Source organism: Actinocatenispora sera (genome assembly GCF_018324685.1).
GTDB classification, from domain to species: domain Bacteria; phylum Actinomycetota; class Actinomycetes; order Mycobacteriales; family Micromonosporaceae; genus Actinocatenispora; species Actinocatenispora sera.
Genome location: NZ_AP023354.1, coordinates 1,891,762 through 1,918,492, shown reverse-complemented (window position 1 = coordinate 1,918,492; position 26,731 = coordinate 1,891,762). Strand labels below are relative to the sequence as shown.

Annotated in this window: 30 protein-coding genes; 11 read left to right on the top strand and 19 right to left on the bottom strand. The window is 72.1% G+C overall.

Annotated elements, in window-relative coordinates:
• Positions 1-31: 31 nt before the first annotated feature.
• Both Asera_RS09200 and Asera_RS09195 read right to left on the bottom strand, forming a co-directional pair.
• The gene (locus Asera_RS09200) at positions 32-853 is read right to left on the bottom strand and encodes a carbohydrate ABC transporter permease (RefSeq protein ID WP_030446522.1); all 822 of its coding nucleotides are present in this window, start codon (positions 851-853) and stop codon (positions 32-34) included.
• 11 nt (positions 854-864) lie between these two features.
• Positions 865-1,683, bottom strand: coding sequence for a carbohydrate ABC transporter permease (locus tag Asera_RS09195; protein ID WP_244843808.1), 819 nt, complete (start codon positions 1,681-1,683; stop codon positions 865-867).
• Positions 1,684-1,864: 181 nt separating this feature from the next.
• Between Asera_RS09195 and Asera_RS09190 the strand changes: the two genes are divergently transcribed.
• Both Asera_RS09190 and Asera_RS09185 read left to right on the top strand, forming a co-directional pair.
• Positions 1,865-2,140 (top strand): hypothetical protein, encoded by a 276-nt coding sequence (locus Asera_RS09190; RefSeq protein WP_212804542.1) that lies wholly within the window; start codon positions 1,865-1,867, stop codon positions 2,138-2,140.
• Positions 2,141-2,195: 55 nt separating this feature from the next.
• Positions 2,196-2,723: a CGNR zinc finger domain-containing protein gene (locus Asera_RS09185; protein ID WP_030446520.1), complete on the top strand. Its 528-nt coding sequence runs from the start codon at positions 2,196-2,198 to the stop codon at positions 2,721-2,723.
• A 51-nt stretch (positions 2,724-2,774) separates the two neighbouring features.
• Here Asera_RS09185 and Asera_RS09180 read toward each other — a convergent pair whose 3' ends face one another.
• The 3 genes from Asera_RS09180 to Asera_RS09170 form a co-directional block, all read right to left on the bottom strand.
• Positions 2,775-3,494 (bottom strand): DUF2625 family protein, encoded by a 720-nt coding sequence (locus tag Asera_RS09180; RefSeq protein ID WP_084131619.1) that lies wholly within the window; start codon positions 3,492-3,494, stop codon positions 2,775-2,777.
• A gap of 12 nt (positions 3,495-3,506) precedes the next feature.
• On the bottom strand, positions 3,507-4,331 hold the full coding sequence (locus Asera_RS09175; protein WP_030446518.1) for a sugar phosphate isomerase/epimerase family protein: 825 nt from the start codon (positions 4,329-4,331) through the stop codon (positions 3,507-3,509).
• A gap of 108 nt (positions 4,332-4,439) precedes the next feature.
• Entirely contained in the window at positions 4,440-5,369 is a 930-nt protein-coding gene (locus tag Asera_RS09170; protein WP_030446517.1) for a Ppx/GppA family phosphatase, read from the bottom strand.
• 359 nt (positions 5,370-5,728) lie between these two features.
• Here Asera_RS09170 and Asera_RS09165 point away from each other — a divergent pair, with 359 nt between their 5' ends.
• Positions 5,729-6,529 (top strand): DUF3109 family protein, encoded by an 801-nt coding sequence (locus Asera_RS09165; protein ID WP_030446516.1) that lies wholly within the window; start codon positions 5,729-5,731, stop codon positions 6,527-6,529.
• A gap of 13 nt (positions 6,530-6,542) precedes the next feature.
• Here Asera_RS09165 and gdhA read toward each other — a convergent pair whose 3' ends face one another.
• From gdhA to Asera_RS09150, 3 genes are all read right to left on the bottom strand, one after another.
• A complete protein-coding gene (gdhA, locus tag Asera_RS09160; RefSeq protein ID WP_030446515.1) occupies positions 6,543-7,892 on the bottom strand; it encodes an NADP-specific glutamate dehydrogenase in 1,350 nt (449 codons plus the stop codon).
• Between the two features lie 284 nt (positions 7,893-8,176).
• A complete protein-coding gene (locus tag Asera_RS09155; RefSeq protein WP_030446514.1) occupies positions 8,177-8,857 on the bottom strand; it encodes a response regulator transcription factor in 681 nt (226 codons plus the stop codon).
• 10 nt (positions 8,858-8,867) lie between these two features.
• Positions 8,868-10,172: a sensor histidine kinase gene (locus Asera_RS09150; RefSeq protein ID WP_051802293.1), complete on the bottom strand. Its 1,305-nt coding sequence runs from the start codon at positions 10,170-10,172 to the stop codon at positions 8,868-8,870.
• Between the two features lie 170 nt (positions 10,173-10,342).
• Here Asera_RS09150 and phoU point away from each other — a divergent pair, with 170 nt between their 5' ends.
• Complete coding sequence (phoU, locus tag Asera_RS09145; protein ID WP_030446512.1) at positions 10,343-10,987, top strand: phosphate signaling complex protein PhoU; 645 nt, start codon at positions 10,343-10,345, stop codon at positions 10,985-10,987.
• A gap of 42 nt (positions 10,988-11,029) precedes the next feature.
• Entirely contained in the window at positions 11,030-11,884 is an 855-nt protein-coding gene (locus tag Asera_RS09140; RefSeq protein ID WP_035296886.1) for an alpha/beta hydrolase family protein, read from the top strand.
• A gap of 214 nt (positions 11,885-12,098) precedes the next feature.
• Here Asera_RS09140 and Asera_RS09135 read toward each other — a convergent pair whose 3' ends face one another.
• Both Asera_RS09135 and Asera_RS09130 read right to left on the bottom strand, forming a co-directional pair.
• The gene (locus Asera_RS09135; RefSeq protein ID WP_030446510.1) at positions 12,099-12,842 is read right to left on the bottom strand and encodes a phosphoglyceromutase; all 744 of its coding nucleotides are present in this window, start codon (positions 12,840-12,842) and stop codon (positions 12,099-12,101) included.
• A 143-nt stretch (positions 12,843-12,985) separates the two neighbouring features.
• Entirely contained in the window at positions 12,986-13,309 is a 324-nt protein-coding gene (locus Asera_RS09130) for a hypothetical protein (RefSeq protein WP_157034830.1), read from the bottom strand.
• A 243-nt stretch (positions 13,310-13,552) separates the two neighbouring features.
• Between Asera_RS09130 and Asera_RS09125 the strand changes: the two genes are divergently transcribed.
• Positions 13,553-14,791 (top strand): globin domain-containing protein, encoded by a 1,239-nt coding sequence (locus tag Asera_RS09125; protein WP_084131618.1) that lies wholly within the window; start codon positions 13,553-13,555, stop codon positions 14,789-14,791.
• A gap of 55 nt (positions 14,792-14,846) precedes the next feature.
• Here the strand turns inward: Asera_RS09125 and Asera_RS09120 are convergent, their stop codons facing one another.
• Positions 14,847-15,347 carry a type III secretion system chaperone family protein gene (locus tag Asera_RS09120; protein ID WP_030446507.1) on the bottom strand — a complete coding sequence of 167 codons (501 nt, stop codon included), beginning with the start codon at positions 15,345-15,347 and terminating at the stop codon, positions 14,847-14,849.
• Between the two features lie 62 nt (positions 15,348-15,409).
• On the bottom strand, positions 15,410-16,738 hold the full coding sequence (gene mshA, locus Asera_RS09115; RefSeq protein WP_051802351.1) for a D-inositol-3-phosphate glycosyltransferase: 1,329 nt from the start codon (positions 16,736-16,738) through the stop codon (positions 15,410-15,412).
• A gap of 128 nt (positions 16,739-16,866) precedes the next feature.
• Here mshA and Asera_RS09110 point away from each other — a divergent pair, with 128 nt between their 5' ends.
• From Asera_RS09110 to Asera_RS09100, 3 genes are all read left to right on the top strand, one after another.
• On the top strand, positions 16,867-17,634 hold the full coding sequence (locus Asera_RS09110; RefSeq protein WP_030446505.1) for an SDR family oxidoreductase: 768 nt from the start codon (positions 16,867-16,869) through the stop codon (positions 17,632-17,634).
• Positions 17,635-17,703: 69 nt separating this feature from the next.
• Positions 17,704-18,498, top strand: coding sequence for a hypothetical protein (locus tag Asera_RS09105; RefSeq protein WP_030446504.1), 795 nt, complete (start codon positions 17,704-17,706; stop codon positions 18,496-18,498).
• 16 nt (positions 18,499-18,514) lie between these two features.
• Positions 18,515-18,820 (top strand): YrhK family protein, encoded by a 306-nt coding sequence (locus Asera_RS09100; protein WP_030446503.1) that lies wholly within the window; start codon positions 18,515-18,517, stop codon positions 18,818-18,820.
• A 224-nt stretch (positions 18,821-19,044) separates the two neighbouring features.
• On the opposite strand, the gene Asera_RS09095 is transcribed toward Asera_RS09100, so the two are convergent.
• The 3 genes from Asera_RS09095 to Asera_RS09085 all read right to left on the bottom strand — a co-directional run bounded on the left by Asera_RS09095 (position 19,045) and on the right by Asera_RS09085 (position 21,005).
• On the bottom strand, positions 19,045-19,569 hold the full coding sequence (locus tag Asera_RS09095; RefSeq protein WP_211255591.1) for a chloramphenicol phosphotransferase CPT family protein: 525 nt from the start codon (positions 19,567-19,569) through the stop codon (positions 19,045-19,047).
• A gap of 302 nt (positions 19,570-19,871) precedes the next feature.
• The gene (locus tag Asera_RS09090) at positions 19,872-20,063 is read right to left on the bottom strand and encodes a DUF397 domain-containing protein (protein WP_084131617.1); all 192 of its coding nucleotides are present in this window, start codon (positions 20,061-20,063) and stop codon (positions 19,872-19,874) included.
• 3 nt (positions 20,064-20,066) lie between these two features.
• Positions 20,067-21,005, bottom strand: a complete 939-nt coding sequence (locus Asera_RS09085; protein WP_157034829.1) for a helix-turn-helix domain-containing protein — start codon at positions 21,003-21,005, stop codon at positions 20,067-20,069.
• Between the two features lie 400 nt (positions 21,006-21,405).
• Between Asera_RS09085 and Asera_RS09080 the strand changes: the two genes are divergently transcribed.
• Entirely contained in the window at positions 21,406-21,693 is a 288-nt protein-coding gene (locus Asera_RS09080) for a hypothetical protein (RefSeq protein WP_157034828.1), read from the top strand.
• Positions 21,681-22,337, top strand: a complete 657-nt coding sequence (locus Asera_RS09075) for a hypothetical protein (RefSeq protein WP_051802291.1) — start codon at positions 21,681-21,683, stop codon at positions 22,335-22,337. The genes Asera_RS09080 and Asera_RS09075 overlap by 13 nt, the downstream gene beginning before the upstream one ends.
• Positions 22,338-22,389: 52 nt before the next feature.
• Here the strand turns inward: Asera_RS09075 and ccsB are convergent, their stop codons facing one another.
• The 4 genes from ccsB to Asera_RS09055 are packed head-to-tail and all read right to left on the bottom strand — an operon-like array spanning position 22,390 to position 26,729.
• Complete coding sequence (ccsB, locus tag Asera_RS09070) at positions 22,390-23,412, bottom strand: c-type cytochrome biogenesis protein CcsB (protein WP_030446498.1); 1,023 nt, start codon at positions 23,410-23,412, stop codon at positions 22,390-22,392.
• Between the two features lie 32 nt (positions 23,413-23,444).
• Complete coding sequence (gene resB, locus Asera_RS09065) at positions 23,445-25,241, bottom strand: cytochrome c biogenesis protein ResB (RefSeq protein ID WP_084131616.1); 1,797 nt, start codon at positions 25,239-25,241, stop codon at positions 23,445-23,447.
• Positions 25,242-26,120 carry a cytochrome c biogenesis CcdA family protein gene (locus tag Asera_RS09060; protein ID WP_030446496.1) on the bottom strand — a complete coding sequence of 293 codons (879 nt, stop codon included), beginning with the start codon at positions 26,118-26,120 and terminating at the stop codon, positions 25,242-25,244. It lies immediately after the preceding gene.
• Positions 26,121-26,729, bottom strand: a complete 609-nt coding sequence (locus tag Asera_RS09055) for a TlpA family protein disulfide reductase (protein ID WP_244843805.1) — start codon at positions 26,727-26,729, stop codon at positions 26,121-26,123.
• Positions 26,730-26,731: the final 2 nt, after the last annotated feature.

Sequence of the window (26,731 nt, the reverse complement as noted above, 5' to 3'; positions counted from 1 at the left end):
GTCGTACGAACGAAAGTGTGGTGGTGCGCGGTCACTTCAGGCCGGTGAGGGCGACCGAGCGCACGATGGAACGTTGGAACAGCAGGAAAACCACGATCAGCGGCACCAGCGCGACGAAGCTGCCGGCCATCATCAGGTTGTAGTCGGCACCCAGGTTCCCTTGCAGCGACGCGATCCCGACCGTCACGACCCGGGTCGAGTCCGACGAGCTGATGATCAGCGGCCAGAGGAAGTTGTGCCAGGAGAACACGATGGTCAGGATCGTCAGGGTGCCGAGGATCGGCTTGCTCAACGGCAGGATCACCCGCAGCAGGATCGACATCGTGCCCGCCCCGTCGATGCGCGCCGCGTCCTCCAGGTCGGCCGGGAGCGTCTGGAAGAACTGCCGCATCAGGAAGATGCCGTACGGCGAGCCGAGAACGTACGGCGCGACCAGCCCCATCCAGGTGTCCACCCAACCGATCTGGCGCATGATCAGGTACAGCGGGATCATCGTCACCACGTTCGGCACCATCAGCGTCGCCACGTAGGCCCAGAACAGCAGTTGCCGTCCGGGGAACCGCATCCGGGCGAAGGCGTAGGCGGCGAACGTGGTGAACACCAGCTGCCCCACCGTCAGTACGACGGTGAGCAGCACCGTGTGCCACAGGTACGCGACGAACGAGACGTTCGCGATCGAACCGTCGAACAGCGAGACGAAGTTGTCCAGCGTGCCCGGGAGCGCCGGCAGCCACGGCGCCGTCGAGTTCAGTTCCGGCGCGGTCTTCAGCGACGTGAACACCACCATCAGGTACGGGAAGACCGACACGAACGCGCCGACCACCAGCACCGCATACACCGCCACCCGCTTCATCGTCGCCGCTCCTAGCTGTAGTCGTACGTGGTGCGCTTGCGGAAATAGAGCACCTGGACGAGCGTCAGCAGCAACAACAGGCCGAACAGCAGCATCGCCAGGGCCGAGGCGTACCCGTCGTCGAAGTTCTGGAACGCGGTGGCGTAGATCTTGAAGTTGAGCACCGTGGTCGCGTCGTCCGGCCCGCCCTTGGTCATCGCGAACACCGTGTCGAACACCTGGAACGACCCGATGATGCTGGTGACCAGCACGAAGAACATGGTCGGCCGCAGCAGCGGCAGGGTGATCGCGAAGAACTGCTGCACCCGGCCGGCCCCGTCCAGCCGGGACGCCTCGTACAGGTGCTCCGGGATGCCCTGCAGCCCGGCCAGGAAGAACAGCATCGTGTACCCGGTCCCGCCCCACACGCCGACCGCGGCCACCGCGGGCAGCGCCCAGGTACCGGACGACAGCCAGGCGATCGGATCGACCCCGAACAGCCCGAGGAAGGCGTCCAGCGCACCGTTCTGGGTGGAGAAGATCCACTTCCAGACCTCGCCCATCACCACCGGCGTCGCCATCCACGGGATCACGAAGAACGCCCGCAGGAACCGGATCCCGCGCAGCCTGGTGTTCAGCAGCAGCGCGAGCAGCAGCGCCAGGATCGTCTGGGTCGGGATCGCGATCAACACGTACAGCGCGGTCACCGCGACCGAGTGCCACACGGTGCCGTCCCCGGCCATCCGCCGGTAGTTCGCCAGCCCGACGAACTCCGGCGGCGCCAGCATGCTCCACCGGAACAGGCTGACGACCGCCACGATCACCACCGGCGCCAGCAGGAACGCCAGCACCCCGAACAGGCTCGGACCGAGGAACGCGTACGCGGTGACCGCTTCGCGCAGCCGCCGTGCGCCCCCCGCGCGGCGCGCCGGCCGAACCGGGCGTGCCGGTACGACCGGGCCCGTGCCGGCCCCGGCACCTGGCGGCGCCGGAGCACCACCCGGCACGCGAGACGTTGCCGCGGACCCTGGCATGGCCGACACCTCCACTCTCCTGTACGCATGCATGCGGACGCTGCCGGACGGCCCGGCACGGCGGCGGCGAAAGGTGGCCGACGCGGGCCCGGATCACCCGGTTGTCCAGGGATGTTGTTCGGAATCGAGGCTAGGATCCGGCCCCTGCGGCGACATGGCCGCTGTTGCCGTGCTTTTGTCCGATCCTGCTGCCACCGCGCTGGCCGGCGGTGCGATCGGCTGGCCGTTTTACCCGCAGACCGATGGGATCATCACGATCGGGAACGAGGAATGACCCCACGGTGGCCCGCCGGTTGGTTACGGACCGCGATTTTGTCTAACGTAGGTTCGTGGACTTCGACGCGTACGCGCAGACGGCGGTCACACTGGCGAACCTCCCGGCCGACGACCCGGTCGATCCGGCGGTCGCCTTCGGCCCGGACACCCGGGCCGCACAGGAAGCCGGCGAGCGCGATCTGGTCGCCGTGCGTCGCGCCGGCAAGCGATTGCGGCGGGTGTTCGAGCTCGGTGCCAGCGGCCGCGACGCTGAGGCCGTCGACGAGTTGAACGCGCTGCTGGTGGCCCATCCGGTGCAGCCGCACATCTCCGGCCATGACGGCAAGTCCTGGCACGTGCACGTCACCGGCCGCGGCTCCACCGCCAGCGCCGAGCACATCGCCGGCGCGGTCTGGGGGCTGTCGGTCTGGCTGTGCGAGAACGGCAGCGACCGGTTCGGTGTCTGTGCCGACGAGCAGTGCGGCAACGTCTACCTGGACACCTCGTCGAACAACTGCCGGCGGTTCTGCTCGGAGCGCTGCGCCACCCGCTCGCACGTCGCCGCGCACCGCGCCCGCAAGCGCGCCGCCGCGGTCGGCTGACCCCACCTCCGGTTCGGGCCCGACGTTGGCGTTGCCCGGCCGGGGCGGAGCTCAGGCGCGGGCGGCGCGTTCGGCGGTGAGCTCGTCGAGCAGGCCATAAAGCTCGTCGGCGCCGACGGCCTCGCGCTCGGAGTCGGCGAGCCGCGCCCGGCCCTCCTTGGTGTACACCGGCGGGTAGAGCGACAGCAGCCGATCCGGCGGCACCGCGGACACCTCCGCCTCCCAGCCCGGCCAGCGCAGATCGTGGTAGAAGTCGACGATCGCGCCGCCGACCAGCAGCGACAACCAGTCGCGGTACGCCCAGGACAGCGGCTCCCAGCGCAGCGTGTCCGGCCCCAGGTAACAGATCTCGCCCGGCTGGCCGGGCAGCACCACACTATCCACAGTGGACTCGGTGGGTTCCGGGTCGCGGCCCCGGATCACGTACCGGCCGCCGAGCACGTCGGCGCCGACAAGCAGATGACCGGCCGCCTCCGGATCGGGGTTGGCGCTCGCCAGGTCGGGCATCCGGCGCTGCGGGCAGCCCCCGCCGTACACCCGGAGCCAGCCGTTGTCGACCAGCGCGCCGCCGGTGTGCAGGGCCATCGCGCCGAGCCAGCTGTCCGCGGTGGCGCCGATCCGGCGCAGGCACCGCTCACCGGCCGCCGGATCGACCGGTAACACCTCGACCGAGACCGCGCCGTCGGACAGCACGGCCGAGATCTCCGGCCATGCTGGACTGCCCTGCATCACCAGGTCGCGGCGCGGCCTGGCCCGTCCGGTAACCGCCATGGGGGAAAGCCTCTAGACGTCGGCAGTGGAGGGGAGAGTCAGATGGGTCCGGGCGAACGCGAGCGTCTCGGCCAGCGCCGCCTCACGGCCGGCCCGGTCCATTTTGCGGGTGGCGATCTCGACCCCGACCGACTGCACGTGGCCGTCGGAGGCGAGCTTGCGCAGCACGTCGGCGCACGGCATCGTGCCGCGCCCCGGCACCAGGTGCGCGTCCCGGCCCGGCGAGTTGCCGTCACCGAGATGCAGATGGGTGAGCGCCGAACCCATCCGGTCGGCCAGCGCCAGCGGGTCGGCGCCGGCGGCCGCGCAGTGCGAGATGTCCAGGGTGTAGTCGTGGTAGCCGACCACCGTCGGGTCCCAGTCGGGCGAGTACGGCACGAACCGGCGGCCGGCCATCTTCACCCAGTACATGTTCTCCACGGCGAACCGCACACCGCGGTGCGCGGCGCGCAGCTTGTCCAGCCCGGCGGAGAACGTGCGGGCGTACTCCCGCTGCCAGAAGAAGGGCGGGTGCACCACCACGGTGCCGGCGTTCAGCTCCTCGGCCATCACCGCGGCGCGGCGCAGCCGCTCCCACGGATCCGGGCTCCACACGCGCTGGGTCATCAGCAGACACGGCGCGTGCACGGTGCCGATCGGGACGTTGTAGTGCTCGGCCAGGCCGCGGAGCGCACCGACGTCCTGGCTCACCGCATCGGTCCACACCATGACCTCGACGCCGTCGTACCCGAGTTTCACGGCCAGCTCGAAGGCCACCGCCGTCGGCTCCGGATAGACCGCCGAGGTGGACAGCAGGACCGGGACCGGGTGCCGACTGTGCTTTGCGTCGGATGTCACCGGTACAGCGTAATCGCCATCGCGGCCGGCGGCATCATCACCCTCCGTAGATGAACCCGACACGGCCTCTCCACCGCCGCTGACCTGCGGAATCACCCGTACGGCGGGTCAGGTGCCGCGGATCCAGTCGAGCCGGCGCAGGATCACGCCCTCCCGCAGCGCCCACGGACACAGGTCGACGGTGGACAGCTTCAGCCGGCACAGCGCCTGCTCGGCGACCACGCCGCCGGCCAGCAGCTGATGCGCCCGCGCCGGGCTCACCCCGTCCAGCTCGGCCAGGCTCGCGGACGGAATCCGCCGCACGAACCCGAGTACCTGGTGCAGGCCGGTACGGGTGAGGCTGCGCGGCACCCGGATGCCGGCCCCGGACGGCGCCGCGCCGGCCAGCCGGGCCAGGCTGCGGAACGTCTTGGAGGTGGCGACCGCCCGGTCCGGCCGGGCCGGGCCCAGCTCGGCGACCACGCCGTCGAGCAGCCCACCGACGTGCTCGGTCAACGCGGCCAGCTCGGCCGCGGAGGGCGGATCGGCGGACAGCCACTCCCGGGTGAGCCGACCCGCGCCCAGCGGTACCGACAGGGCGACGTCGGGCGACTCGTCGATGCCGCACGCCACCTCCAGCGAACCGCCGCCGATGTCGAGCACCAGCAGGGTGCCGGCCGACCAGCCGAACCAGCGCCGGACCGCGAAGAAGGTCAGCCGCGCCTCGTCCACCCCGGTCAGCACCTGCAGGTCGACACCGGCCTCGGCGCGGACCCGGTCGAGCACCGTCGCCGAGTTCGTCGCATCCCGCACCGCGGAGGTGGCGAACGCGAGCAGGTCGTCGGCGCCGATCCGTTCGGACTCGGCGTGCGCCTCGCGTACCGCGGCCACGAGGGCATCGGCGCCCGCCGCGGTGAGGGTGCCGTCCGGGCCGATCTGCTCGGCCAGCCGCAGCGTCCACTTCCGCGAGGTCACCGGCCACGGGTGGGCACCCGGATGGGCGTCCAGCACCAGCAGATGCACGGTGTTGGACCCGACGTCGATCACTCCGAGGCGCACGACGGAAGCATAGGAGGTGCGCACGGAAAGGGCGTTGGACGGCCAGCGAGATCCGCTGGGCGCCGACAGTCCCTTTCCGTACGGACCTCCAAGGGTGGCGGTCAGTCACCCGGGCCGTTCGGAAACAACGGGCTCAACTGGTCGTCCATACCGGCACCGTACGGGACGGGTACGACAGGGCCGTCGGTGCGGAGCCGCGGGCACCGGCGTTCGGTGCGGAGCGGCCGCGCACCGACGTTCGGTGCGGGGACTCCGGCGTTCGGTGCAGGGACTCCGGCGTTCGGTGCCGGGGACTCCGGCCCGGCGCGCGCACGGCTGCGTACGCTGGTCGGGTGGCGACCAAACGGGTACAGGTGCAGGTGACGGTGGAAGACCCGGACGAGCCGCGGAGCCGGGAGGTCCCGCTCGACTTTCCGCGGGAATGGATCGAGTTCACCGACCCGACCGACGACGAGCACGTGGTGCGCGCCGACCTGACCTGGCTGCTGTCGCGCTGGCAGTGCATCTTCGGCGCCGGCTGCCACGGGATCGTCGCCGGGCTGGCGGAGAACGGCTGCTGCTCGCACGGCGCCTTCTTCACCGACGCCGACGACGAGAAGCGGGTCCGCGCCGCGGTCAAGAAGCTCACCCCGCAGACCTGGCAGCACTACACCACCGGGTTCAAGAACTGGACCGAGGTGGACAGCACCGACGGCGAGGCCGACGGCCGCAAGACCCGGGTCGTCGACGGCGCCTGCATCTTCCACAACCGTCCCGGTTTCGCCGGCGGGTACGGCTGCGCGCTGCACGCCCAGGCGCTGCGCGACGGCGTGCATCCGTTGGAGTACAAGCCCGACGTGTGCTGGCAGCTGCCGATCCGGCGGCTGCAGGAGTGGGAGGACCGGCCGGACGGCACCCGGGTCCTCGTCGACACCCTCGGCGAGTACGACCGGCGCGGCTGGGGCGAGGGCGGCCACGACCTGCACTGGTGGTGCACGTCGTCGCCGGAGGCGCACACCGGCGGCGAGGCCGTCTACCAGTCGTACGAGCCGGAGCTGACCGAGCTGATCGGCAAGGAGGCGTACGGGCGGCTCGCCGAGCTGTGCGCCGCCCGCGCGAAGCGCGGCCTGGTCGCCGAACACCCGGCCACCGCCGCCGCGCCCCGGCGCAAGAAGAAGTAGCCGGGCCCGCCGGTCAGATGACCCCGAGGGCGAGCATGGCGTCGGCCACCTGGATGAAGCCGGTGATGTTGGCGCCCGCGAGGTAGTTGCCCGGCGCGCCGTACTCGTCGGCGGTCTCCAGGCAGCGGTCGTGGATGTTGCGCATGATGACCGCGAGCCGCTCCTCGGTGTGCTCGAAGCTCCACGAGTCACGCGAGGCGTTCTGCTGCATCTCCAGCGCGCTGGTGGCGACCCCGCCCGCGTTCGCCGCCTTGCCCGGCGCGACCACGACCCCGGCCTCGGCGAACCGGCGGACCGCATCGGGCGTGCACGGCATGTTCGCGCCCTCGGCCACGACGCGGCAGCCGTGCTCGATCAGCGCGGTCGCGTCGGGCCCGTCGAGCTCGTTCTGCGTCGCGCACGGCAGCGCGACGTCGCAGGGCACCTGCCAGACCGTGCCGCGGTCGCTGACGTGCGCGGAGGCCCCGCGCGCGGCCGCGTACTCGGCGATCCGGGCCCGCCGGACGTTCTTGACGTCCTTGAGCAGGTCCAGGTCGATGCCCTTCTCGTCCACCACGTAGCCGGAGGAGTCGGAGCAGGCGACGACGGTTCCGCCGAGCTGGTGGACCTTCTCGATCGCGTAGATCGCCACGTTGCCGGACCCGGACACCACCACCCGCTTGCCGTCGAACGAGTCACCGCGGGCGTCGAGGATCTCCCGGGTGAAGTAGACGGTGCCGTACCCGGTCGCCTCGGTGCGTACCTGGGAGCCGCCCCAGCTGAGCCCCTTGCCGGTCAGCACCCCGGACTCGTACCGGTTGGTGATGCGCTTGTACTGGCCGAACAGGTAACCGATCTCGCGCCCACCGACGCCGATGTCACCGGCGGGCACGTCGGTGTACTGGCCGAGGTGGCGGTAGAGCTCGGTCATGAACGCCTGGCAGAACCGCATCACCTCGGCGTCCGAGCGGCCCTTCGGATCGAAGTCGGAGCCGCCCTTCCCGCCGCCGATCGGCATTCCGGTGAGCGCGTTCTTGAAGATCTGCTCGAAGCCGAGGAACTTGACGATGCCCAGGTAGACCGACGGGTGGAAGCGCAGCCCACCCTTGTACGGCCCCAGCGCCGAGTTGAACTCGACCCGGAAACCGCGGTTGAGCTGGACCTCACCGGCGTCGTCGACCCACGGCACCCGGAAGATGATCTGCCGCTCCGGCTCGCACATCCGGCGCACCACCGCCGCGTCGACGTACTTCGAGTGCTTGGCCACCACCGGGCCGAGGCTCGCCAGCATGTCGTGCACGGCCTGGTGGAACTCGGTCTCACCGGGGTTGCGGCGCAGCACCTCGGCGTAGATGTCGGCCAGCGTGTCGTCTGAGGCGGGCACCCGTGAATCCCCTCGTCGGTAGTCGTCCTTCTCGTCGAGGGGCCGGCCGTCCGGCAGCCACCGACGGCTGCGCAGCCGTCGACACCGCCGTGACGGGGCGCCGGGGCACCACAGACACTATGCGGCCGCACCGCACCACGCCAATCGCCGGCACCGCGCCCCAGCGATACGACAACCCGGTCGGCCACCCTGGCCAGAATGCGAGCTCGTCTCCGTTTTGCCTTGGTTTTGATTCCGCGGTGATGTGAGGTCACAGAAGCGAGCCTGGGGCCGGCGCAGCGACCCTAAGACTCGAATTTGTAGCCTAGGCCGCGGACCGTGACGATGTGGCGCGGGCTGGACGGCTCCGGTTCGATCTTGCCGCGCAGCCGCTTCACGTGCACGTCCAGCGTCTTGGTGTCGCCGACGTAGTCGGCGCCCCAGATCCGGTCGATCAGCTGGCCGCGGGTCAGCACCCGGCCGGCGTTGCGCAGGAACATCTCCAGCAGCTCGAACTCCTTGAGCGGCAACGAAACCCCGTCGCCGCCGACGGTGACGACGTGCCGGTCGACGTCCATCCGTACCGGGCCGGCGGCGAGCGTCGGCGACTCGGCCTCGGCAGGCTCGGACCGGCGGCGCAGCACGGCGCGGATGCGGGCGACGAGCTCGCGCGGCGAGTACGGCTTGGTCACGTAGTCGTCGGCGCCGATCTCCAGCCCGACGACCTTGTCGATCTCCGCGTCGCGCGCGGTGACCATGATGATCGGTACGTTGGACCGCTGCCGGATCTGGCGGCACACCTCGCTGCCGGACATCTCCGGCAGCATCAGGTCGAGCAGCACGATGTCGGCGCCGGTGCGCTCGAACGAGGTGAGCGCCTCGGTGCCGGTGGCCGCGACGGAGACCTCGAACCCCTCCTTGCGCAGCATGTACGACAGGGCGTCGGAGAACGACTCCTCGTCCTCCACGACCAGTACGCGGGTCACGGCTGTCCTCTCACGCGCGCCGGGCGGGCGCGCCGGGTTGTACCTCTACTTGTCCGATGTCTTCGGCGATCTCACCCGGGTTGTGCTCCACCGCGATGTCGGCCGGCGGGCGGCCGGGTAGCCGCAGGGTGAACGTCGAGCCGATCCCGACGGTGCTGGCGACGTCGACCCGGCCGCCGTGGTTGGTGGCGATGTGCTTGACGATCGCGAGCCCGAGCCCGGTACCCCCGGTGGCCCGCGAGCGTGCCTTGTCCGCGCGGTAGAACCGCTCGAAGATGCGGTCCAGGTCGCGCGGCTCGATCCCGATCCCCTGGTCGATCACCGACAGCAGTACGGTTTCCGCCCGGTGGCCGGTCCGCACCGTGACGATGGTGCGTTCCGGCGAGTACGCCACGGCGTTCTCGACCAGGTTCGCCAGCGCGGTGGCGAGCTGCGTCTCGTTGCCGTACACGGTGTGCCCGCGCTCGCCCTCGGCGACCACGGAGATCTGCTTGGCCTGGGCGGTGGTTCGGGTCCGGTCCAGCACCTCGGCGACCAGCCGGTCGGCGTCGACCGGTACCGGGTCGGGCAGCGGTTCGGCGCCCTGCAGCCGGGACAGTTCGAGCAGTTCGGTGATCAGCCGGCCGAGCCGGGACGACTCGTGCGCGATGCGTTCGGCGAACCGGCGGGACGCCTCCGGGTCGTCGAGCGCGTCGACGAGCGCCTCGCCGAGCAGCTGCAGCGCACCGACCGGGGTCTTCAGCTCGTGGCTGACGTTCGCGACGAAGTCGCGGCGGACCCGGGCGACCCGGTGCGCCTCGGTGACATCCTCGGCCTCCATCGCCACGTACCCGCCGGCCAGCCCGACCAGGTGCACCCGGACACCGAGCCGGTCCGGGCCGTCGGTGGCGGCGCCGGGCAGGTCGCGCCGGTGGAGTTCGAGATCGACGTCGCGCTGCTGGCCGGGCCGGGTGATGCGGCAACCGAGGGTGCGCAGTACCGAGTGCGGGGTGAGCCCGGTCGACTGCACGCGCACCAGTCCGAGCCGCCGGGCGGCCGGGTTGGTCAGGATCACCTCGCCGTCGCAGCCGAGTACGACGAGGCCGACCCGCAGCGCTGCGACGCTCTGCTCGACGAGCGCGGCGTGCGCGCGACGATCGGCCCGAGCCGGCGGGGTGGCGGCCTCCCGGTCCGGCGCTGCCGGCCGGATCGACGGGGTCTGCCCCGGTTCGGCGCGACGGGTCCGATCATGCCGGCCGCGCAGGGCCGCGAGCATGCCCAGGCCGCCGACCAGCAGCCCGGCGAGCCCTCCGACGCCGAGTGCTGCCCAGTCCACGGGGCGATCGTAGGCCGGGCTGCACCGCAACGAAGGAGCATTCCACCACAAACCAGGCGCGGTTCGGGGAATGTTCACACCCCAGGAAGGCGGCGTTCACCGCCGTTCACCGCCGGTACGCCCCGGCTGCCTACCGTCGGGACCCGCACCGACCACCAGGGGGGGGGACCATGCGAGACGAGTATCAGGTGCAGCTGGCGCTGGTCGGCGAGCTGCTGTCGGCGATGGCCGAGGACGTCGGTACCGCGATGCGCCATGCCACCGCCGGGCTGCTCGGCGCCGACCGCGCCGCCGCCGAGTCGGTGCTCGCCGACCACCCCACCCTGATCGCCCGGCGCGACCAGGTCGAGGCGCGCACCTACGAGCTGGTCGCGCTGCAGGCGCCGGTCGCCGCCGACCTGCGCACCCTGCTCACCGCGCCGCGGGTCGGCGCCGACCTGGAGCGGATGGGCAACCTGGCCCGGCACGTGGCCCGCGCGGCCCTGCGCCGATACCCGGAGCGGGCGGTGGTGGACCAGCTCGCCGGCGTGTTCGCCTCGATGGCCGACACCGCGGTACGGATGGCGGGCAAGATGCGCGCCGTGGTCGCCGACCACGACGCGGAACTCGCCGCGCAGCTGGACCGGGACGACGACGAGCTCGACGAGCTGCATCGCCGGATGTTCGGCATCATGTTCGCCGCCGGCTGGAGCCACGGCGCGGCGGCGGCGGTCGACGCCGCGCTGCTCGGCCGCTACTACGAGCGGTACGCCGACCACGCCGTCAACGCCGCCACCCAGGTCATCTACCTCGTCACCGGCGAGCACGCCGGCTGACGGCCGGCGATCGGCTCCGGGCCAGGCCGTATGATCCGCCGCATGGCGATCCCCCCGGCCACCACGCCCGACGTCCTCGACCTCACCGACCCGGTACGGCAGGCCTGGCACGGCGACGCGCCGCGGCCGGTGCGCACGTACCTGTGGCGTCCGACCGGTACGCCACGCGGCACCGTACTGCTCTCGCACGGCAGCGGCGGCGCCGCGGAGACGCTGTCCTGGCTGGCCGAGGCGCTGTCCGCGGCCGGATTCCTCGCCGTCGGCGTGGACCACCACGGCAACAGCTACCCGACCGGCTACGTCGCGGAGGCGTTCGCGTGCTGGTGGGACCGGCCGCTGGACCTGACCGTGGCGCTGTCCGAGGTGGCCGCGCGGGAGGAGACCGGCCCGGTCGGCGTCGCCGGGTACTCGGCGGGTGGGTACACCGCGGCGGCCCTGCTCGGCGCCCGGATCGACCGCGCCGGCTACAGCGACCTGGTGCACCTGCGGGTGCCGCAGCCGCCGAATCCGGAGTACCCGACCATCGTCGAGGAGCTGACGTCCCGGCTCACCGAGTCCGATCGGGACCAGTGGGTCGAGCACTGCGGCCGCAACTACCGGGACGCGCGTGCCCGGGCCGGGTTCCTGATCTGCCCGGGGATGGGGCCGCTGATCGATGCGGACAGCCTGCGCCACGTCGAGGAGCCGGTGTCGATCTGGTGGGCCGGCGCCGACGACCAGACGCCCGCGCCCGACCACGCCCTGCGGTACGCCTCGCTGATCCCGGGGGCGAGCGCGCAGAGCGCCGGTGACGCCGTCGAGCACTACGCGTTCCTGGCCGACAACGAGGCGGGCGCGCCGGCCCGTACCGCCGTCGCCGGCGCCGCCGTCGAGTTCTTCACCCGCACCCTCGCCTGAGCACCGGCGAACTCACTCGGCCGGGATCGCGAGGACCCCGGGCAGCTCGCCGAACGCGCCGGGGCGCACCCGTCTCGGCGACCACCCGGCGGCCGGTCTTCGCGGCGCTCGACGTCCTCGGGTACGAGCGGCCGGCGCCGCCACGGGAGGCCGGCGCGGTCCGGGCGGCCGAGCGGCCGGCGCGGTCCGGAGGTGGACCACGCCGGGGCGCGGGTCAGCGGCCCTGGTTGGCGACCGCGGCGGCACCGGCCGCGGCGGCCTCCGGGTCGAGGTACTCCGACTTGACCTTGCGCAGCTCGTCGTCCAGCTCGTACGCCAGCGGGATGCCGGTGGGGATGTTGAGCGCGGCGATGTCGTCGTCGGAGATCTGGTCCAGGTGCTTGACCAGGGCGCGCAGCGAGTTGCCGTGCGCGGCGACGAGCACCGTGGCGCCGGTGCGCAGGTCCGGCACGATCGCGTCGTACCAGTAGGGCAGGAACCGCTCCAGCACGTCGGAGAGGCACTCGGTGCGGGGCATCAGCTCCGGCGGCAGCGCCGCGTAGCGCGGGTCACCGGCCTGCGAGTACTCGGCGTCGTCGGCGATCGGTGGCGGCGGCGTGTCGTACGACCGGCGCCAGATCATGAACTGCTCCTCGCCGAACTCGGCGAGCGTTTCCTTCTTGTTCTTGCCCTGCAGGGCGCCGTAGTGCCGCTCGTTCAGCCGCCAGGAGCGGCGCACCGGGATCCAGTGCCGGTCGACCCCGTGCAGCGCGATCTCGGCGGTACGGATGGCGCGGCGCAGCACCGACGTGTGCACCAGGTCGGGGGCGATCCCGTGCTCACGCAGCAGCTCGGCGGCGCGGGCGGCCTCGGCCCGGCCCTTGTCGTTCAGGTCGACGTCGACCCAGCCGGAGAACAGGTTCCTGGCGTTCCATTCGCTCTCGCCGTGGCGAACCAGGACAAGCTTGCCCACACTCATGCGCACTCCCTCGCGTCGCGACCGCTCGCCGTCCCATCTTTGCGCGCCGGACCGCGGCGAGCGCATCGGGGCCGGTCAGGTCCACTGGGTGGCTGTCTCCGCGTACCGGCTCGCGCTGCCGGGGGTCGGCTTTGCCGGGCCGGTCAGCTCCACTGGCCGCCGTTGTCCAGCTGGTACGAGGTGCCGCCGCCACCGACGCGGCGCATCACCACGCCGACCGCGGTCCCGTCCAGGTCCCACGCCGCCGGCTCCCAACCCTGCGCCTCCAGCGCCTCGACCGCCCAGAACAGCCGGGCGGCCACCATCCGGCTGCGGCTGGTCGGGTCGGTCATCTCGTGCGCACTGTTCGTCACCACGAACACGTACCGGTGCGGATAGTCGTCGAGCAGCCGCGGGTTCTGTTCCAGCGCCTCCACCGGTAACCAGCGTTCCTGGTGGACGGGGTTGGTCTGCGAGTACATGGGCACCTTCGCACGCTGCTGCCGGATCGGGACGGATCGCAGTATGTCGCATCCGGCCAACCGGCCGAACCCCACCGGGATCTGGAAAGCTACCGGCAGGTACCCGAACTGGCGGACGGCATCGACGAGGAGCAATGTAGTGACCGGCGAAAACCCCCGCCGAGCCGACCGTCACCAACCGTCCGGGCTTACATCACGGCCGGTTTCCTGACACTATCCGGATTCGGACAACTGCCACCGAAGGACATCATGACCGACGCGAGCTCCGACTACGAGCAGCTGCTCGCGCTGCACCACGCCATGCAGCTGCGTCGGTCCCTGCGCGAGGAAGGGCGCAGCGCCGCGCCGATCGCCGCCCGCCGGCCCACCGGCTACCCGGCGCGGGAGGGCGACCAGGCGCTGATGGTGGCGAGCCTGGAGACTATCGGTTCGTCCGCCGACGAGGTGGTCCGCTCGTTCTACGCGCAGCTGTTCCTGGGCCGGCCGTACCTGCGGGGGCTGTTCCCGGCCGGGCTGCGGGCCGACGGCGACCGGCTGTTCAACGCGCTGATCGGGCTGGCCGAGGCGCTGTCCGACCTGCCCCGGCTGGTCGAACGGCTGGAGCAGCTCGGCCGCGACCACCGCAAGTACGGGATCCGCCCGGCGCACTACGACGCGGTGCGGCAGGCGCTGGTCGGCGCGCTGCGCGAGCATGCCGGCGCCGGCTGGCGCCCGGAGTACGAGCAGGCCTGGCTGCGGGCGTACGACTTCGCCGCGGCGGTGATGCAGGCGGCCGGGGCGGCGTCCACCGACCCGCCGTACTGGCAGGGCACGATCGTCGCGCACCACCGGCCCTACCTGGACATCGCGGTGATGAAGGTGCGCACCGACGTGGCCTACCGCTACCGCGCCGGGCAGTACACGACGATCGAGGTGCCGGCGGTGCCGCGGGCGTGGCGGCCGTACTCGATGGCCACCGCGCCGCGCCCCGACGGCGTACTGGAGTTCCACGTCCGGGCGATCGACCTCGGCCAGGTGTCGACCGCGCTGGTGCACGACATGGGGGTCGGCTCGACGCTGCGGTTGGGCCCGCCGATGGGCTCGGCGGTGATCGCGACGACCGGCGAGCGGCCGCTGCTGGTCGTCGCCGGCGGGACCGGCCTCGCGCCGTGCCGGGCCATCGTCGAGCAGGTGCTCACCACCCAGCCGGGCCGGCCCATCAGGCTGATCTTCGGCGCCCGGCAGACCCAGGAGCTGTACAACCTGCCGATCCTGGCGCAGCTGGCCGAGCGGTACCCGGCGCTCACCCTGGTGCCGGTGGCGACCGACGACCCGGACTTCCCGGGGCCGCGCGGCGCGCTGCCGGAGCTGGTGTCCTCGACCGGCCCGTGGCACGAGCACGAGGTCTACCTCTCCGGCCCGCCGGGCCTGGTGCACGCCCTCGACCGCGTCCTGGCCCGCCTGCGGGTCCCCCCGGCGCAGATCCACCACGACCCGGTCCCCGACTGACGCCTGGCCCCGGTTGATCATCGCCCGGCAGGCCGGTACCGCGGCGGCCGGGCGGTCAGCGTTGCCGGGTGGGGTCGGCGAAGTGCGCGAAGGCGCGCAGGTTGGCGAGCGACTCGCCGCGCTTGACCCGCCACTCCCATTCGCGCCGGATCGCCGAGCCGAAGCCGATCTCCAGCATCTCGTCGAAGCTCTCGTCCGCGTAGGTCAGCACCGAACCGAGCAGCCGGTCCAGCTCGTCGGCGGTGACCGCGGCCAGCGGTACCCGGCCCATCAGGTACACGTCGCCGACGGTGTCGATGGCGAACGACACCGCGTACATCCGGGCGTTGCGGCGCAGCAGGTACGCCCAGAGCTGCTCGCGGTTCTCGTCCGGCTGCCGCATCACGAACGCCTCGATGCGCAGCGTGTGCTGGCCGACGATCAGGTTGCAGGTGGTCTTCAGCTTGTGCGTGCCCGGCAGCGTCACCGCGTAGCTGGCCTCGCCGGTACGCTCCCAGTCCAGCTCCGCGGCGGCCAGGCTCTGCTCGATCAGCTCGGTGATCTCGGCGTCCGTCATCCCGCCATAACAGCACGCCGGGGTGCCGGGTGGGCGCGGGCCCGGCGGTACGGGCCTGGCGGTCAGGCGCAGGCCCGGGTGCGGCGGCGGTTCTCGCCGATCGCGTCGGTGTAGACGTCGAACAGGCCGTCCGCGGTGCGGTCCCAGGAGAAGTGCCCGGCGTGCTCGACGCCGGCGACCGCCAGCGCGGCCCGGCGGGCCGGCGCGGCGAGCAGGTCGCCCAGCACGGTCGCCCAGCGCCCCGGTTCGTGCCCGTCGACCAGTACGCCGGTCGCACCGTGCCGGACCGCGGTGGTCAGGCCGCCGACCGCGGCCGCGACCACCGGGGTACCGCAGGCCTGGGCCTCCAGCGCGACCAGCCCGAACGACTCGTTGTGGCTCGGCACGCAGACCAGGTCGGCGCACCGGTACAGCTCGGCCAGCCGGGCGCCGGGCTGCGCCGGCAGGAACCGGACCCGGTCGGTGACCCCCAGCTCGGCGGCCATCCCGTGCAGGTAGTCGGGCCGCGCGGTCGCGCTGCCGCTGGCCCCACCGGCGATCACGGCCACCACCGGCCGGCCCAGCGCGGCCTCCCGGTCGCGCAGCCGGGCCAGCGCGTGCAGCAGCACGTCCGGCGCCTTGAGCGGCTGGATCCGACCGACGAACAGCACGATCAACGCATCGGTGGGCAGGTCGTGCCGGCGGCGCAGGTCGGCGGTGGTGTCCGGGCCGGACGCGGTGAACCGGTCGCCCGGGGTGAAGCACTCCAGGTCGACGCCGGGCAGCACGACCGACACCCGGTCCGGCGCCGCGCCGTACCGCTTGATCAGGTCGTCGGCCTCGGCGGCGGTGTTGGCGACCATCCGGTCGGATTCGGCGACCACCTGGTCCTCGCCGATGATCCGGGTCGCCGGCTCGGCCTGGTCGCCGTCGGCGAGCTGCGCGTTCTTGACCCGGCCCAGGGTGTGCGCGGTGTGCACCAGCGGCACCCCCCAGCGGTCGGCGACCAGGTAGCCGGCCTGCCCGGACAGCCAGTAGTGCGAGTGCACCAGGTCGTACCAGCCCGCCGGGCGGGCGGCCTCGGCCCGCAGGATGCCGGCGGTGAACGCGCACAGCTGGGCGGGCAGGTCGGTCTTGGTCAGCCCCTCGTACGGCCCGGCCGGCACGTGCCGCACCCGCACCCCGTCGGTGAGCTGCGCGACCGGCGGCTCGCTGCTCGTGGTGGCCCGGGTGAAGATGTCGACCGCGATCCCCCGGGCGGCGAGCCGCTTCGCCGCCTGCACGATGTACACGTTCATGCCACCGGAGTCTCCGGTGCCCGGTTGGTGCAGCGGTGAGGTGTGCATGGACAGCAGGGCGATCCGGTGCGGGCGGTCCACGTCCGCCCGGCCCGGCCCGGCGCACAGGTGCATGTTCGGGGTGCCGCGCGAGACCATCAGTCCTCCTTCGCTCCCCCGTACCCATCTTTGCCTGGTGATACGACAATCACCGAACTACCCGGCCCCGTCAGTGACGGATGTCGCATGGCAGGATCGGGATCATGGCTGACACGAACCGTCCGCTGGCCGTCGTGACCGGCGCGTCCAGCGGGATCGGCGCGGCGAGCGCCCGGCAGCTGGCGGCCGCCGGGTACCACGTGGTCGCGGCGGCACGCCGGGCCGGCCGGATCACCGCGCTGGCCGCCGAGCTCGACGGCACCGCGGTGACCTGCGACATCACCGACGCGGCGCAGGTGGCGGCGCTCGCCGACACGGTGTCGGAGCTGCCCGGCGAGCTGCGGGTGCTGGTCAACAACGCCGGCGGGGCCTACGGGCTGGAACCGGTCGAGTCCGCCGACCTGGCCGACTGGGACACCATGTGGCGGGTCAACGTGGTCGGCACCCAGCGGGTGACCGCCGCACTGCTGCCGCAGCTGGTCGCCAGCCACCGCGGCACCATCGTCATGATCACCTCCACCGCCGCGTACGGGGTGTACGAGGGCGGCGCCGGCTACACCGCGGCCAAGCACGCCGAGCAGGCGGTCGCCGAGACGCTGCGGCTCGAACTCGCCGGCCGGCCGGTACGGGTGGTCGAGATCGCGCCGGGCATGGTGGCCACCGAGGAGTTCTCGCTGACCCGCTTCCACGGCGACGCCGACCGCGCCGCCCGGGTGTACGACGGGGTCGCCGAACCGCTGACCGCCGACGACGTCGCCGAGTGCGTGCGCTGGTCGGTCGAGCTGCCGCAGCACGTCAACATCGACCGCCTGGTGGTGCGCCCGCTCGCGCAGGCCGCCCAGCACAAGGTGATCAAGGGCAAGATCGGCTGATGATGCCGGGTGCACGGGCCCCGGTACGGCCGGTCCCGAGCTGCCTCGCCGGGCTGCCGGGCGGCTGACGTGCCGGCGCGGCGGCCGTTCGGGGCGATCACCCGCGGCACCACCAACCCGAACCGGCTGCGCCGGGTCGACCGGTACCTCGCGCACCGGTACGGCCGGCTGTTGCGCGACGCCGCCGACCCGCTGGTGGTCGACCTCGGGTACGGCGCGTCCCCGGTGACCACGCTGGAACTCGCCGCCCGGCTGCGCACCGTGGCGCCGGCGGTCCGGGTGGTCGGGCTGGAGATCGACCCGGCCCGGGTCTCCGCCGCGGCACCGACGGCCGACCCGCCACGGGTCGAGTTCCGGCGCGGCGGTTTCGAGCTGGCCGGGCTGCGGCCGGTGCTGGTGCGCGCGTTGAACGTGCTCCGCCAGTACGCGGAGGGCGAGGTGCCGGCGGCCTGGACGGCACTGCGGCACGGGCTCGCGGCCGGGGGTGCCGCGATCGACGGTACCTGCGACGAGCTGGGCCGGCTGGCCTGCTGGGTGACACTGACCGACGCCGGGCCGGCCGGCCTCACCCTGGCCGCCAAACTGTCCACTCTGGACAGTCCGGCGACGTTCGCGGAGCGGCTGCCGAAGGCGCTGATCCACCGCAACGTGCCGGGCGAGCCGGTACACGCCTTCCTGTCCACGTTGGACGACAGCTGGCGGAATGCCGCGCCGTACGCCGATTTCGGGGTACGGCAGCGGTTCGCGGCGGCGGTGACCGCGACCCGGGCGGCCGGCTGGCCGATCGAGCGGGAGCCGGACCGCTGGCGCCGCGGCGAGCTCACCGTCGCCTGGCCCGCCGTCGCCCCGAATCCCGCCCGCTGACCGAGGAGGAGCCAACGTGTCGACCAACCCGGACACCAGCGGAGACCGCAAGCCGCCGCTGGTGCTGCACATCGGCCGGGAAGAGCTGATCATCCGGCAGCGGTACGAGGTGGTCAGCATCCTCAACGACATCCTGACCGGCGGCTGGTTCCTCGTCGGCAGCGTGCTGTTCTTCTACCCCGCGCACGAACACCTGGCGATCTGGCTGTTCGTCATCGGCAGCGTCGAGATGCTGATCCGCCCGGTGATCCGGCTGGCGCGCCGGGTGCACCTGCGCCGGCTGAATCCCGCGATCCCCACCGAGACCGCCCGCGATTTCTGACCAGCGGTCCCGCGGCCACGCCCGGCTCCCCGCAGCGGCCAGCGCACGGAAACAGCGGCGGGCCGCGCAGGAGCGCTGGCGGTGGGCGCGCACGCGGCACGGCAGTAACCGTGCCGGACCAGCCGAGGCGAGGGTGCTCAGCCGGCCGATGCGCTCAGTCGTCCGATGCGCTCAGCCGTCCGATGCCGCTCAGCCCGCCGATGCGCTCTGTCATCCGATGCTGCTCAGCTGGCCGATTTCAGCGCGGCGACGACGTGCCGAGCGCACGCGTCCGGGTCCGTGGCGGTGGTGTCGACGACCAGGTCGTAGGCCATCCCCGCGTGCACCCGGCGAGCCTGGTCGGCGGCCATCCCGCCGATCCGGTCGCCGCGCGCCGCCTCCCGGGCCGCGGCGACGACGGGATCGCACCGTACCCCCACCCACAGCACATCGAGGCCGGCCAGCGCCGAGCGCCACCGGTCCTGCCCGGCGCCGCCGGACAGCAGTACCTCGTCGACGATCAGGTGCGCGCCGGCCGCCGCCATCGCGGCGAGGCCCGCCATCCAGAACTCCTCCAACCGGCGGAATTCGGGGCCCACCACGATCTCGCCGTCCGGGCCGAACTCGATGCCCCCGCCGGTTTCCGGCAACGCCGCGACGAACGTGTCCACGCCGAAGGCCAACCATGGCTCCGGCAACAGCGCCTGCACCGCCCGGGCGATGGTCGACTTCCCCGAGCTGGAGCCACCGTTCAGGAAGATCACGTCCACGAACGGTGACCGTAGTCGCGCCGGCCCGGCAGCACGACCGATATGCGGCGGGCGGCTCGGCGCGCGTCTTCGGCGGAACCTCGCCCCGCCGCCGTCCGCGGTACACCGGTGCCGGCACACGATGTCTTTCGGTTGCCGGCGAAGATCCTGAGCCAAGGAGGACACGGGCGTCCCCACCGACCACGCACCGCACCACTCCGGCGCTCCGGTCAGCCAGACCGGGGCGCCTTCACAACTCACCCCGGCCGCCTACCGGGTACGGCGCCATGTGCGGCCCCGGTCATCGACCGGGGCCGCACATGTCAGCGGTCAGCTTTGAGCGTGCTGGTAAAGGCGGACCAGGCTGTCGGGGTCACCAGCAGAGCGGGGCCGGACGGGTCCTTGCTGTCGCGTACCGCCACCACACCCGTGAGATTCCCGGCCACCTCGACGCAGTTGCCGCCGCTGCCGCCGGATCGGCTCGACTTTCGCCACCGCGCGTCTCGCAGCTCCATCCGCTACCACTCCTTCGCCGTCGCTTCGATGAATTCCCGGGACCGCTCCGGGTCGAGGGAACGCGTGGTGAGGTCGCGCATGATGAATCCATAGCGCGCCAGTTCCTTCGGTTTATCCAGGTAGAGCGCTCCGGTAGCGCCCTCGACGTAGACGAGATCCGGCTCGGCGAAGGCTTCCGGGAAGCTCAGCAGAACGAACGTCCCCTCGGTTCCGGCGTGTGCACCGGCGGCGAACGGCAACACCCTGATCGTCACGTTGGGCAAGTCGGTCCACAGGATCAGCTGCGCCAGCTGGCGACGCATCACCGCCGCGCCACCGAATGCCGACCGCAGCAGCGATTCGTTGATGATGACGTCGAACCGGGGCGCGCTCGGCGACTCTCGGGTCAGCAGTGACTGCCGATCGATCCGCAGTTGCACCCGACGTTCGACTTCCTCGTCCGAGTCCTCCGAGGCCGCCCGGTAAACGGCCCGCGCGTAGTCAGCGGTCTGCAGCAGCCCGGGCAGTGCGTCGGACGCATACGTCCGGATCCGGTCGGCGGCCGTCTCGAAGCTGACGTACATCTCGAACCAGTCGGGGATGGCGTCGCCGCGGCTGTGCCACCAGCCCTTGTTGCGGGATTCGGCGGACAGCGCGAGCAGCACCTCGCGCATCTCGCTGGACGCCTTGAGGACCTGGGTCAGGGACAGCACGTCGGAGCGCACCACCGGGGACTGGCCGGTCTCGATCCGCCACACCTTGGACCGGTGCCAGCCGAGCTCGGCGGCCAGCTCATCGGCGGTCACGCCGGCACCGTCACGCAGCGCACGCAACTGCCGGCCCAACTGCCGCCGAGGAATCGCCGATCCGACATCCGTCATCGCAACCTCCGCAGGGATGAGGTGTCGCATACGGAACCCAAGAGTCACACCATGCAACACCGACCCTGGGTTACGCAACATACGACAAAACTAGATACAAAGAATTTCAGACAACGGACACCGTAGAACGTTGTACAAGCATCCTGAGCACGCTAATGTCCGCTCGTCGGTGTGACGTTGCGCGAGGGATTCCACTGCGAAGCGTGACGACACTCGACCCGGCCGGACCCGGTGACTCCCCCGTCGCAAACGTCCGGCCGGTAGCCGGTCCCTCTCCGTCGTACCCGGAGAGGGCCGGCCCGACTGGGCGCGGTTGAGCCGGCAAGCATCCACCACGCCCGGACCCCATCGAGCCGATTGGAGAAACCGTGATGGAGTTCGTTCACCGTACCGTCCGTGCGTTGCGAACGGTAGCCGACCGTTACCGGGCTGCGGTGGAACGGTTGCGCCGCAACGACTATGACCCGGCCGGGTGGTGGCGGTGAGTCCGCTGACCGCGGCGGCCCTGGCCGCCCTCGCCGTGCTGCTCGCGCTGCCAGCCGTGGCTGGTGTCGCGGTGGTCGTCATCGAGGCGCTGGGCCGCGCGCTGCGCCGCTGGCGGGCGCGGTACACCGTGCGGGCAACCGGGCGCCGATCCCGCCCGTACCGTCCGACGGTGCGCCCCGCCAGCCCGCACGGACAGACGCTGCGGCCGGCGGACCCGTACCAGCAGGCGCTCCGGCTGGCCCGGCGCCCCGCACCGACCGGAGCACCGTCATGGCCGCGGTGACCGGCCGGCTGCCGGCCGTCGGTGACCTCGTCTGGATCACCGAACGGGCCCTGCTACGCCCTGGTGACCAACCGGTCCGGCGCTGGCGGGTGATTGCCGCCGAGCTGGACCCGGAGCGACCCGGCTGCTGCCGCCTCCTCGGCTGGGACGCCGACCACCACGGTCAACCCGGCCACGAAGGTGAGACCTGGCGCACCGCCCGCATCGACGGCCTCACCATCCACCCCGCCAACGACCTGAGCGACCCGTCGTCTCGGCAGGAACCGCCCGACGAGATCGAGGAGCCGACCGCCGTACCCGGACCTGCGACTCGCCTGAGCGTGACGGCCTTCGTGTCCGACCGACCCGATCTCGATGTCGCGGCCTACTACGCCGAGCTACTGCTCAGGGCACTGCCCAGGCGGGCACGTCAGCACTGGGAGACACACATGTCCGAGTGCACGTACGAGTATCAGAGCCACTACGCCCGCCGCCTCCGCGCCGATGGTGTCACCACGGCGTTCGGCGAGGTGCTCGACGCACGGGGCTGGGAGGTTACCGACAAGACCTGGTTCCGCATCATCCGGTGCCGGGACATCGACCAGCTCAAGCGCTGGGTGCGGCGTGCCGTCACAGCGCCGACGCTGGACGAGGTCTTCGACTGAACGGCGAAGGCCCGGCGCTCGGCGAGCGTCGGGCCTTCGCGGTGGTACGGGATCAGCCGACGCCGGCGTAGGAGTGCAGGCCGGTGACGACGAAGTTGACTCCGAACAGGTTCACCATCATGACCGCCCAGCCGACGATCGCGATCCAGCCGGACCAGCGGCCGCGCAGGCTCGGGGTGGCGCGGGCGTGCAGGAACGCCGCGTAGACCACCCAGGCGATGAACGACCAGGTCTCCTTGGGATCCCAGTTCCAGTAGGTGCCCCAGGCGTGCTCGGCCCAGATCGCGCCGCACATGATGGCGAACGTCCAGATCGGGAACGCGAGCGCGTGCAGCCGGAAGCCGAGCCGTTCGATGCTCTCCGCGGCCGGCAGCCGCTCGCCGAGCGTCAGCGGGAACCGCAGCGGCCGCTCCACGTAGTCGTCGCCGTCGGTCCGCCGGGCGCGGGCCTCCACCGCGAGGGCATGCTCGCGGCGCTCCTGGATCAGGTACAGCGACATGGTCACGAACCCGACCATGAACAGCCCGGACGCCACCGTCATCGCGCTGACGTGAATGATCAGCCAGTACGAGTTGAGCGCCGGCACCAGCGGCCCCGCCGTGGCGTACAGCTTCGCGGCGTCGAGGCAGAGCAGGATCGCCACCACCAGCGACACGAACAGCCCCAGGTGCCGCACCGACGACCGCTTGTACGCGACGACCAGCCAGGCCACCGTGGCGATGAAGCACGCGGTGAGCACGTACTCGTACATGTTGCCCCACGGCACCCGGTGCGCCGCGAGCGAACGGAAGACCAGGCAGGCGGCGTGCGCGGCGGCCGCGACCGTCTGCACGCCCAGCGCGATCCGGCCGATCATCGCGGCCCGGCCGGCGTCCACCGGCGGGCGGTGCCCCGCCTCGTCGTCCTCGCCGTCGTCGACCACGGGGATCTCGGTGCCGTCGGTGGCGACGAGTACCTTCGTCGCCTGCCGCGGCGTGCGGGCGGCGATGCGGGCGACCACGCCCTGCCGCCCGAAGGCGTACTCGATGGCGTAGCCGACCATGGCCACGATGTAGCCGAGGACCGCCGCCACCATCAGGCCATCGGAGATCGAGGAGTACACGACCGTCAGTCCTTTCCTCGTGCCTGCGTCGCGCCTTCGGCGCTCGACCGTGCCTGCGTCGCGCCTTCAGGGCCCGACCGTGCCTCCGCCGCGTCGGCGGCGGGTGGGGTTCGGGACGGTCCGCCGGCGGCGCCCACCAGCCGGTCGAACTCGTCGGCGAAGCCCGAGTACTCGTTGCGGGCCAGCCCGCCGGCGCTGACCGCGCTGCCCGCCCCGTCCGGGGTGAACCGGAACCAGATCCGGCGGCGCCGGATGGACAGCGACCCGAGCAGGCCGGCGAGCATCGCGATGCCGGCGATCAGCATGATCCGGGAGGCCGGATCGCGCCGGATCTGCAACGTCGCCCACCGCTTCACCCCGACGAACTCGACCTTCGTCCCGTCGTCCAGCGTCCAGCTCTGCCCCGGCCGCAGCAGCCGGGGCTTGCCGACCTCCTTCAGCTGGCCGTTGTCGATCTGGCTCTGGTCCAGCGTGTACACCGAGTGCGGGATGCCCGCGTCGGTGCCGGTGTTGCCGCGGTAGGCGAACAGCATCAGCCCCGGATCACGCAGCCCCGGGTACGTCGACGCCTGGCCGCCCTTCTTGGCCGTGGTCGGGAAGAACACGCCCTGGAAGGCCATCTGCAGGTCGACGTTGCGCTTGCCGGTCTTCGGATCGACGTTGGCGTCCGGGAACAGCGCCACCCCGTTGCTGGTGAAGTTGCCGTCCTGCGGGATGAACGGTGCGGTCGTCGTCTGCGTCCGACCGTACCGGTCGGTGTACCGGATGACCGGCGAATAGCCGTTGCCGACCAGGTACACCGAGGCACCGTTGATCCGCAGCGGGTGGTTCACCGACAGGTTGTACCGGTGCGAGCCGCCCTGTCCCGGCACCTCGTAGGTCATGTCGGCGGAGTAGTGCAGCGGCTGGCCGTTGGCCTGGAAGCTGGCGTGGAAGCCGGTCATCGTCAGGCAGAACGGGGGCAGGTCGCTGCCCTTGATCCGCGACCCGAGGCTGTACTCGTCGTACTGCTGCAGGGTGTTGCAGAACCCGTTGTCGGCGCCCTGCATGATCAGCCGGCCGCCGTGCCAGCCGTAGCCGGCCCCGTACGCGACGCCGACCAGCACCGCCACCAGCGAGAAGTGGAACAGCAGGTTGCCGGTCTCGCGCAGGAACCCCTTCTCCGCGCTGACCGTCACGCTGCCGTCGTCGTGCCGGCGCAGCGCCGACCGGAACCGGGCCCCGCGCAGCTTCTTCTGCGCCAGCTTCGCCGCCTCCGCCGGCTCCGACTCCACGCCGTACTCGCGGTGCACGCGCAGCCGGGACAGCTGCCGCGGCGCGTCCGGCGGGGTGCGCCGCAGGGCCCGGACGTGCACCCGGATCCGCGGCGTGAGGCAGCCGACCAGCGACACGAACAGCAGCAGGTAGATCGCGGCGAACCAGGGCGACGAGAACACGTCGAACAGCCCGGCCTTGTCCAGGATCGGCGCGAGCGTCGGATGCTGCTGGTAGTACGTGTCGACCTTGTCGGAGTTGAGGTTGTACTGCGGCAGCAGCGAGCCGGGCGCCGCCGCCACCGCGAGCAGGAACAGCAGCAGCAGGGCGGTACGCATGCTGGTCAGCTGGCGCCACCAGCGCCGCGCGGTGGCGAGCACGCCGTGCCCGGCCACCCGCCGCGCCGAGTCGGCCGCCGGCCGGCTGGACAGCGCGTTCTCGTCCTCGCGGCCGGCCTCCGCCAGCTGCTCCGGCGCGCGGTTCCGCGCCCCGACCCGCGCCTGCTCGGCGCGGTCGGTGACCGCCTCGGTTTCCTCGGTCGTGGCCATCTACACGCTCACCTTTCCGGCGCCGACCGCAACCTGCAGCCAGATCGTGAAGGCGTCCCAGGCGCCGGTCGCGAGCGCCACGCCGACCAGGATCAGCAGGACGCCGCCGATCCGGGTCACCCAGGCGCTGTGCCGCCGGATCACCCCGAAGACCTGCAACAGCCGCCGGAACCCGAGCCCGAACGCCAGGAACGGGAGGCCCAACCCCAGGCAGTACGCGACCGCGAGCAGCACGCCGCGGCCGACCGAGCCCTGCACCGCGGCCAGACTGAGCACCGCACCGAGGGTCGGGCCGACGCACGGGGTCCAGCCGAGCGCGAAGACCGCGCCGAGCACCGGCGCGCCGACCAGCCCGGCCGCCGGTACCCGGTGCATCCGAGCCTCGCGCTGCATGCCGGGGATCACCCCGAGGAACGCCAGCCCGAGCACGATCACCAGCGCGCCGATCACCCGCTCGACCGCGACCCGGTGATCCAGCAACGCGCTGCCCAGGCTCGCCACCACCACGCCGGACAGGACGAACACGACGGTGAAGCCGGCGACGAACAGCAGCCCGCCGGCGAGGATCCGGCCGCGGACCCGGGCCCGGCTGGCGGCCGCGGTGCGCGTGGTCACCGCCACGCCGCCGGCCGCGGCGACCTCGCCCGCGGCAGCGGAGACCGCCTCGCCGCCGGCCGCGGGCACCACCCGGCCGCGCGGATCGGTACCGAGCGCCGCGTCCAGGTCGGCGCCGGCCAGGCCGGTGACGTACGAGACGTAGCCGGGGACCAGCGGCAGCACGCACGGCGACAGGAAGCTGACCATGCCGGCGACCAGGCTCACCGCCAGGGCCAGCAGCAGCGGTCCGGACGCGGCGACGTGCGCGAAGCTGGCACCCATCTAGTCGCCCCGTGCGACCTTCTCGACCATCGGCCGAAGCTTGTCGGCGAGGATCGCGCCCCGCTGTACGGCGGCGATCCGGCCCTGGGCGTCCACGATGATGGTGGCCGGGATCGTGTTCGGCGGCACCACCCGGAAGGCCAGCGCGACCTTGCCCGCCGGATCGAAGTAGGTGGGGTAGGTCATCCCACGACCCTGCACGAACGCCTTCGCGGCGTCCCGCTGGTCGCGGATGTTCACCCCGACGAACCGGACGCCCTGCCCCTTCGTCGCCTGGTACACCTGCTCCAGGTCGGGCGCCTCGGCCGCGCACGGGTTGCACCAGGACGCCCAGTAGTTGATCACCACGACGTGGCCGCGCAGCGAAGCGAGCGACAGCGTCTTGCCGCTGTCCAGCAGGGTGCCGGAGACGCTCGGCGCCTTGTCCCGGTCGCCCGGGTCGAACTGCTGCGACTTGCCGTCGCCCGCTTGGTACCGGTTCTCGCCGCCGTTCTGCTGGTTCACCGCGCCGCTGCCAGTCGAGCAGCCGGCGGCGAGCAGCGCGCAGGCCGCCAGCGCGGCCGCGACGACGCCCAGTCGCCGGATGCTGTGTCGACGCGGTGCCCGCACGG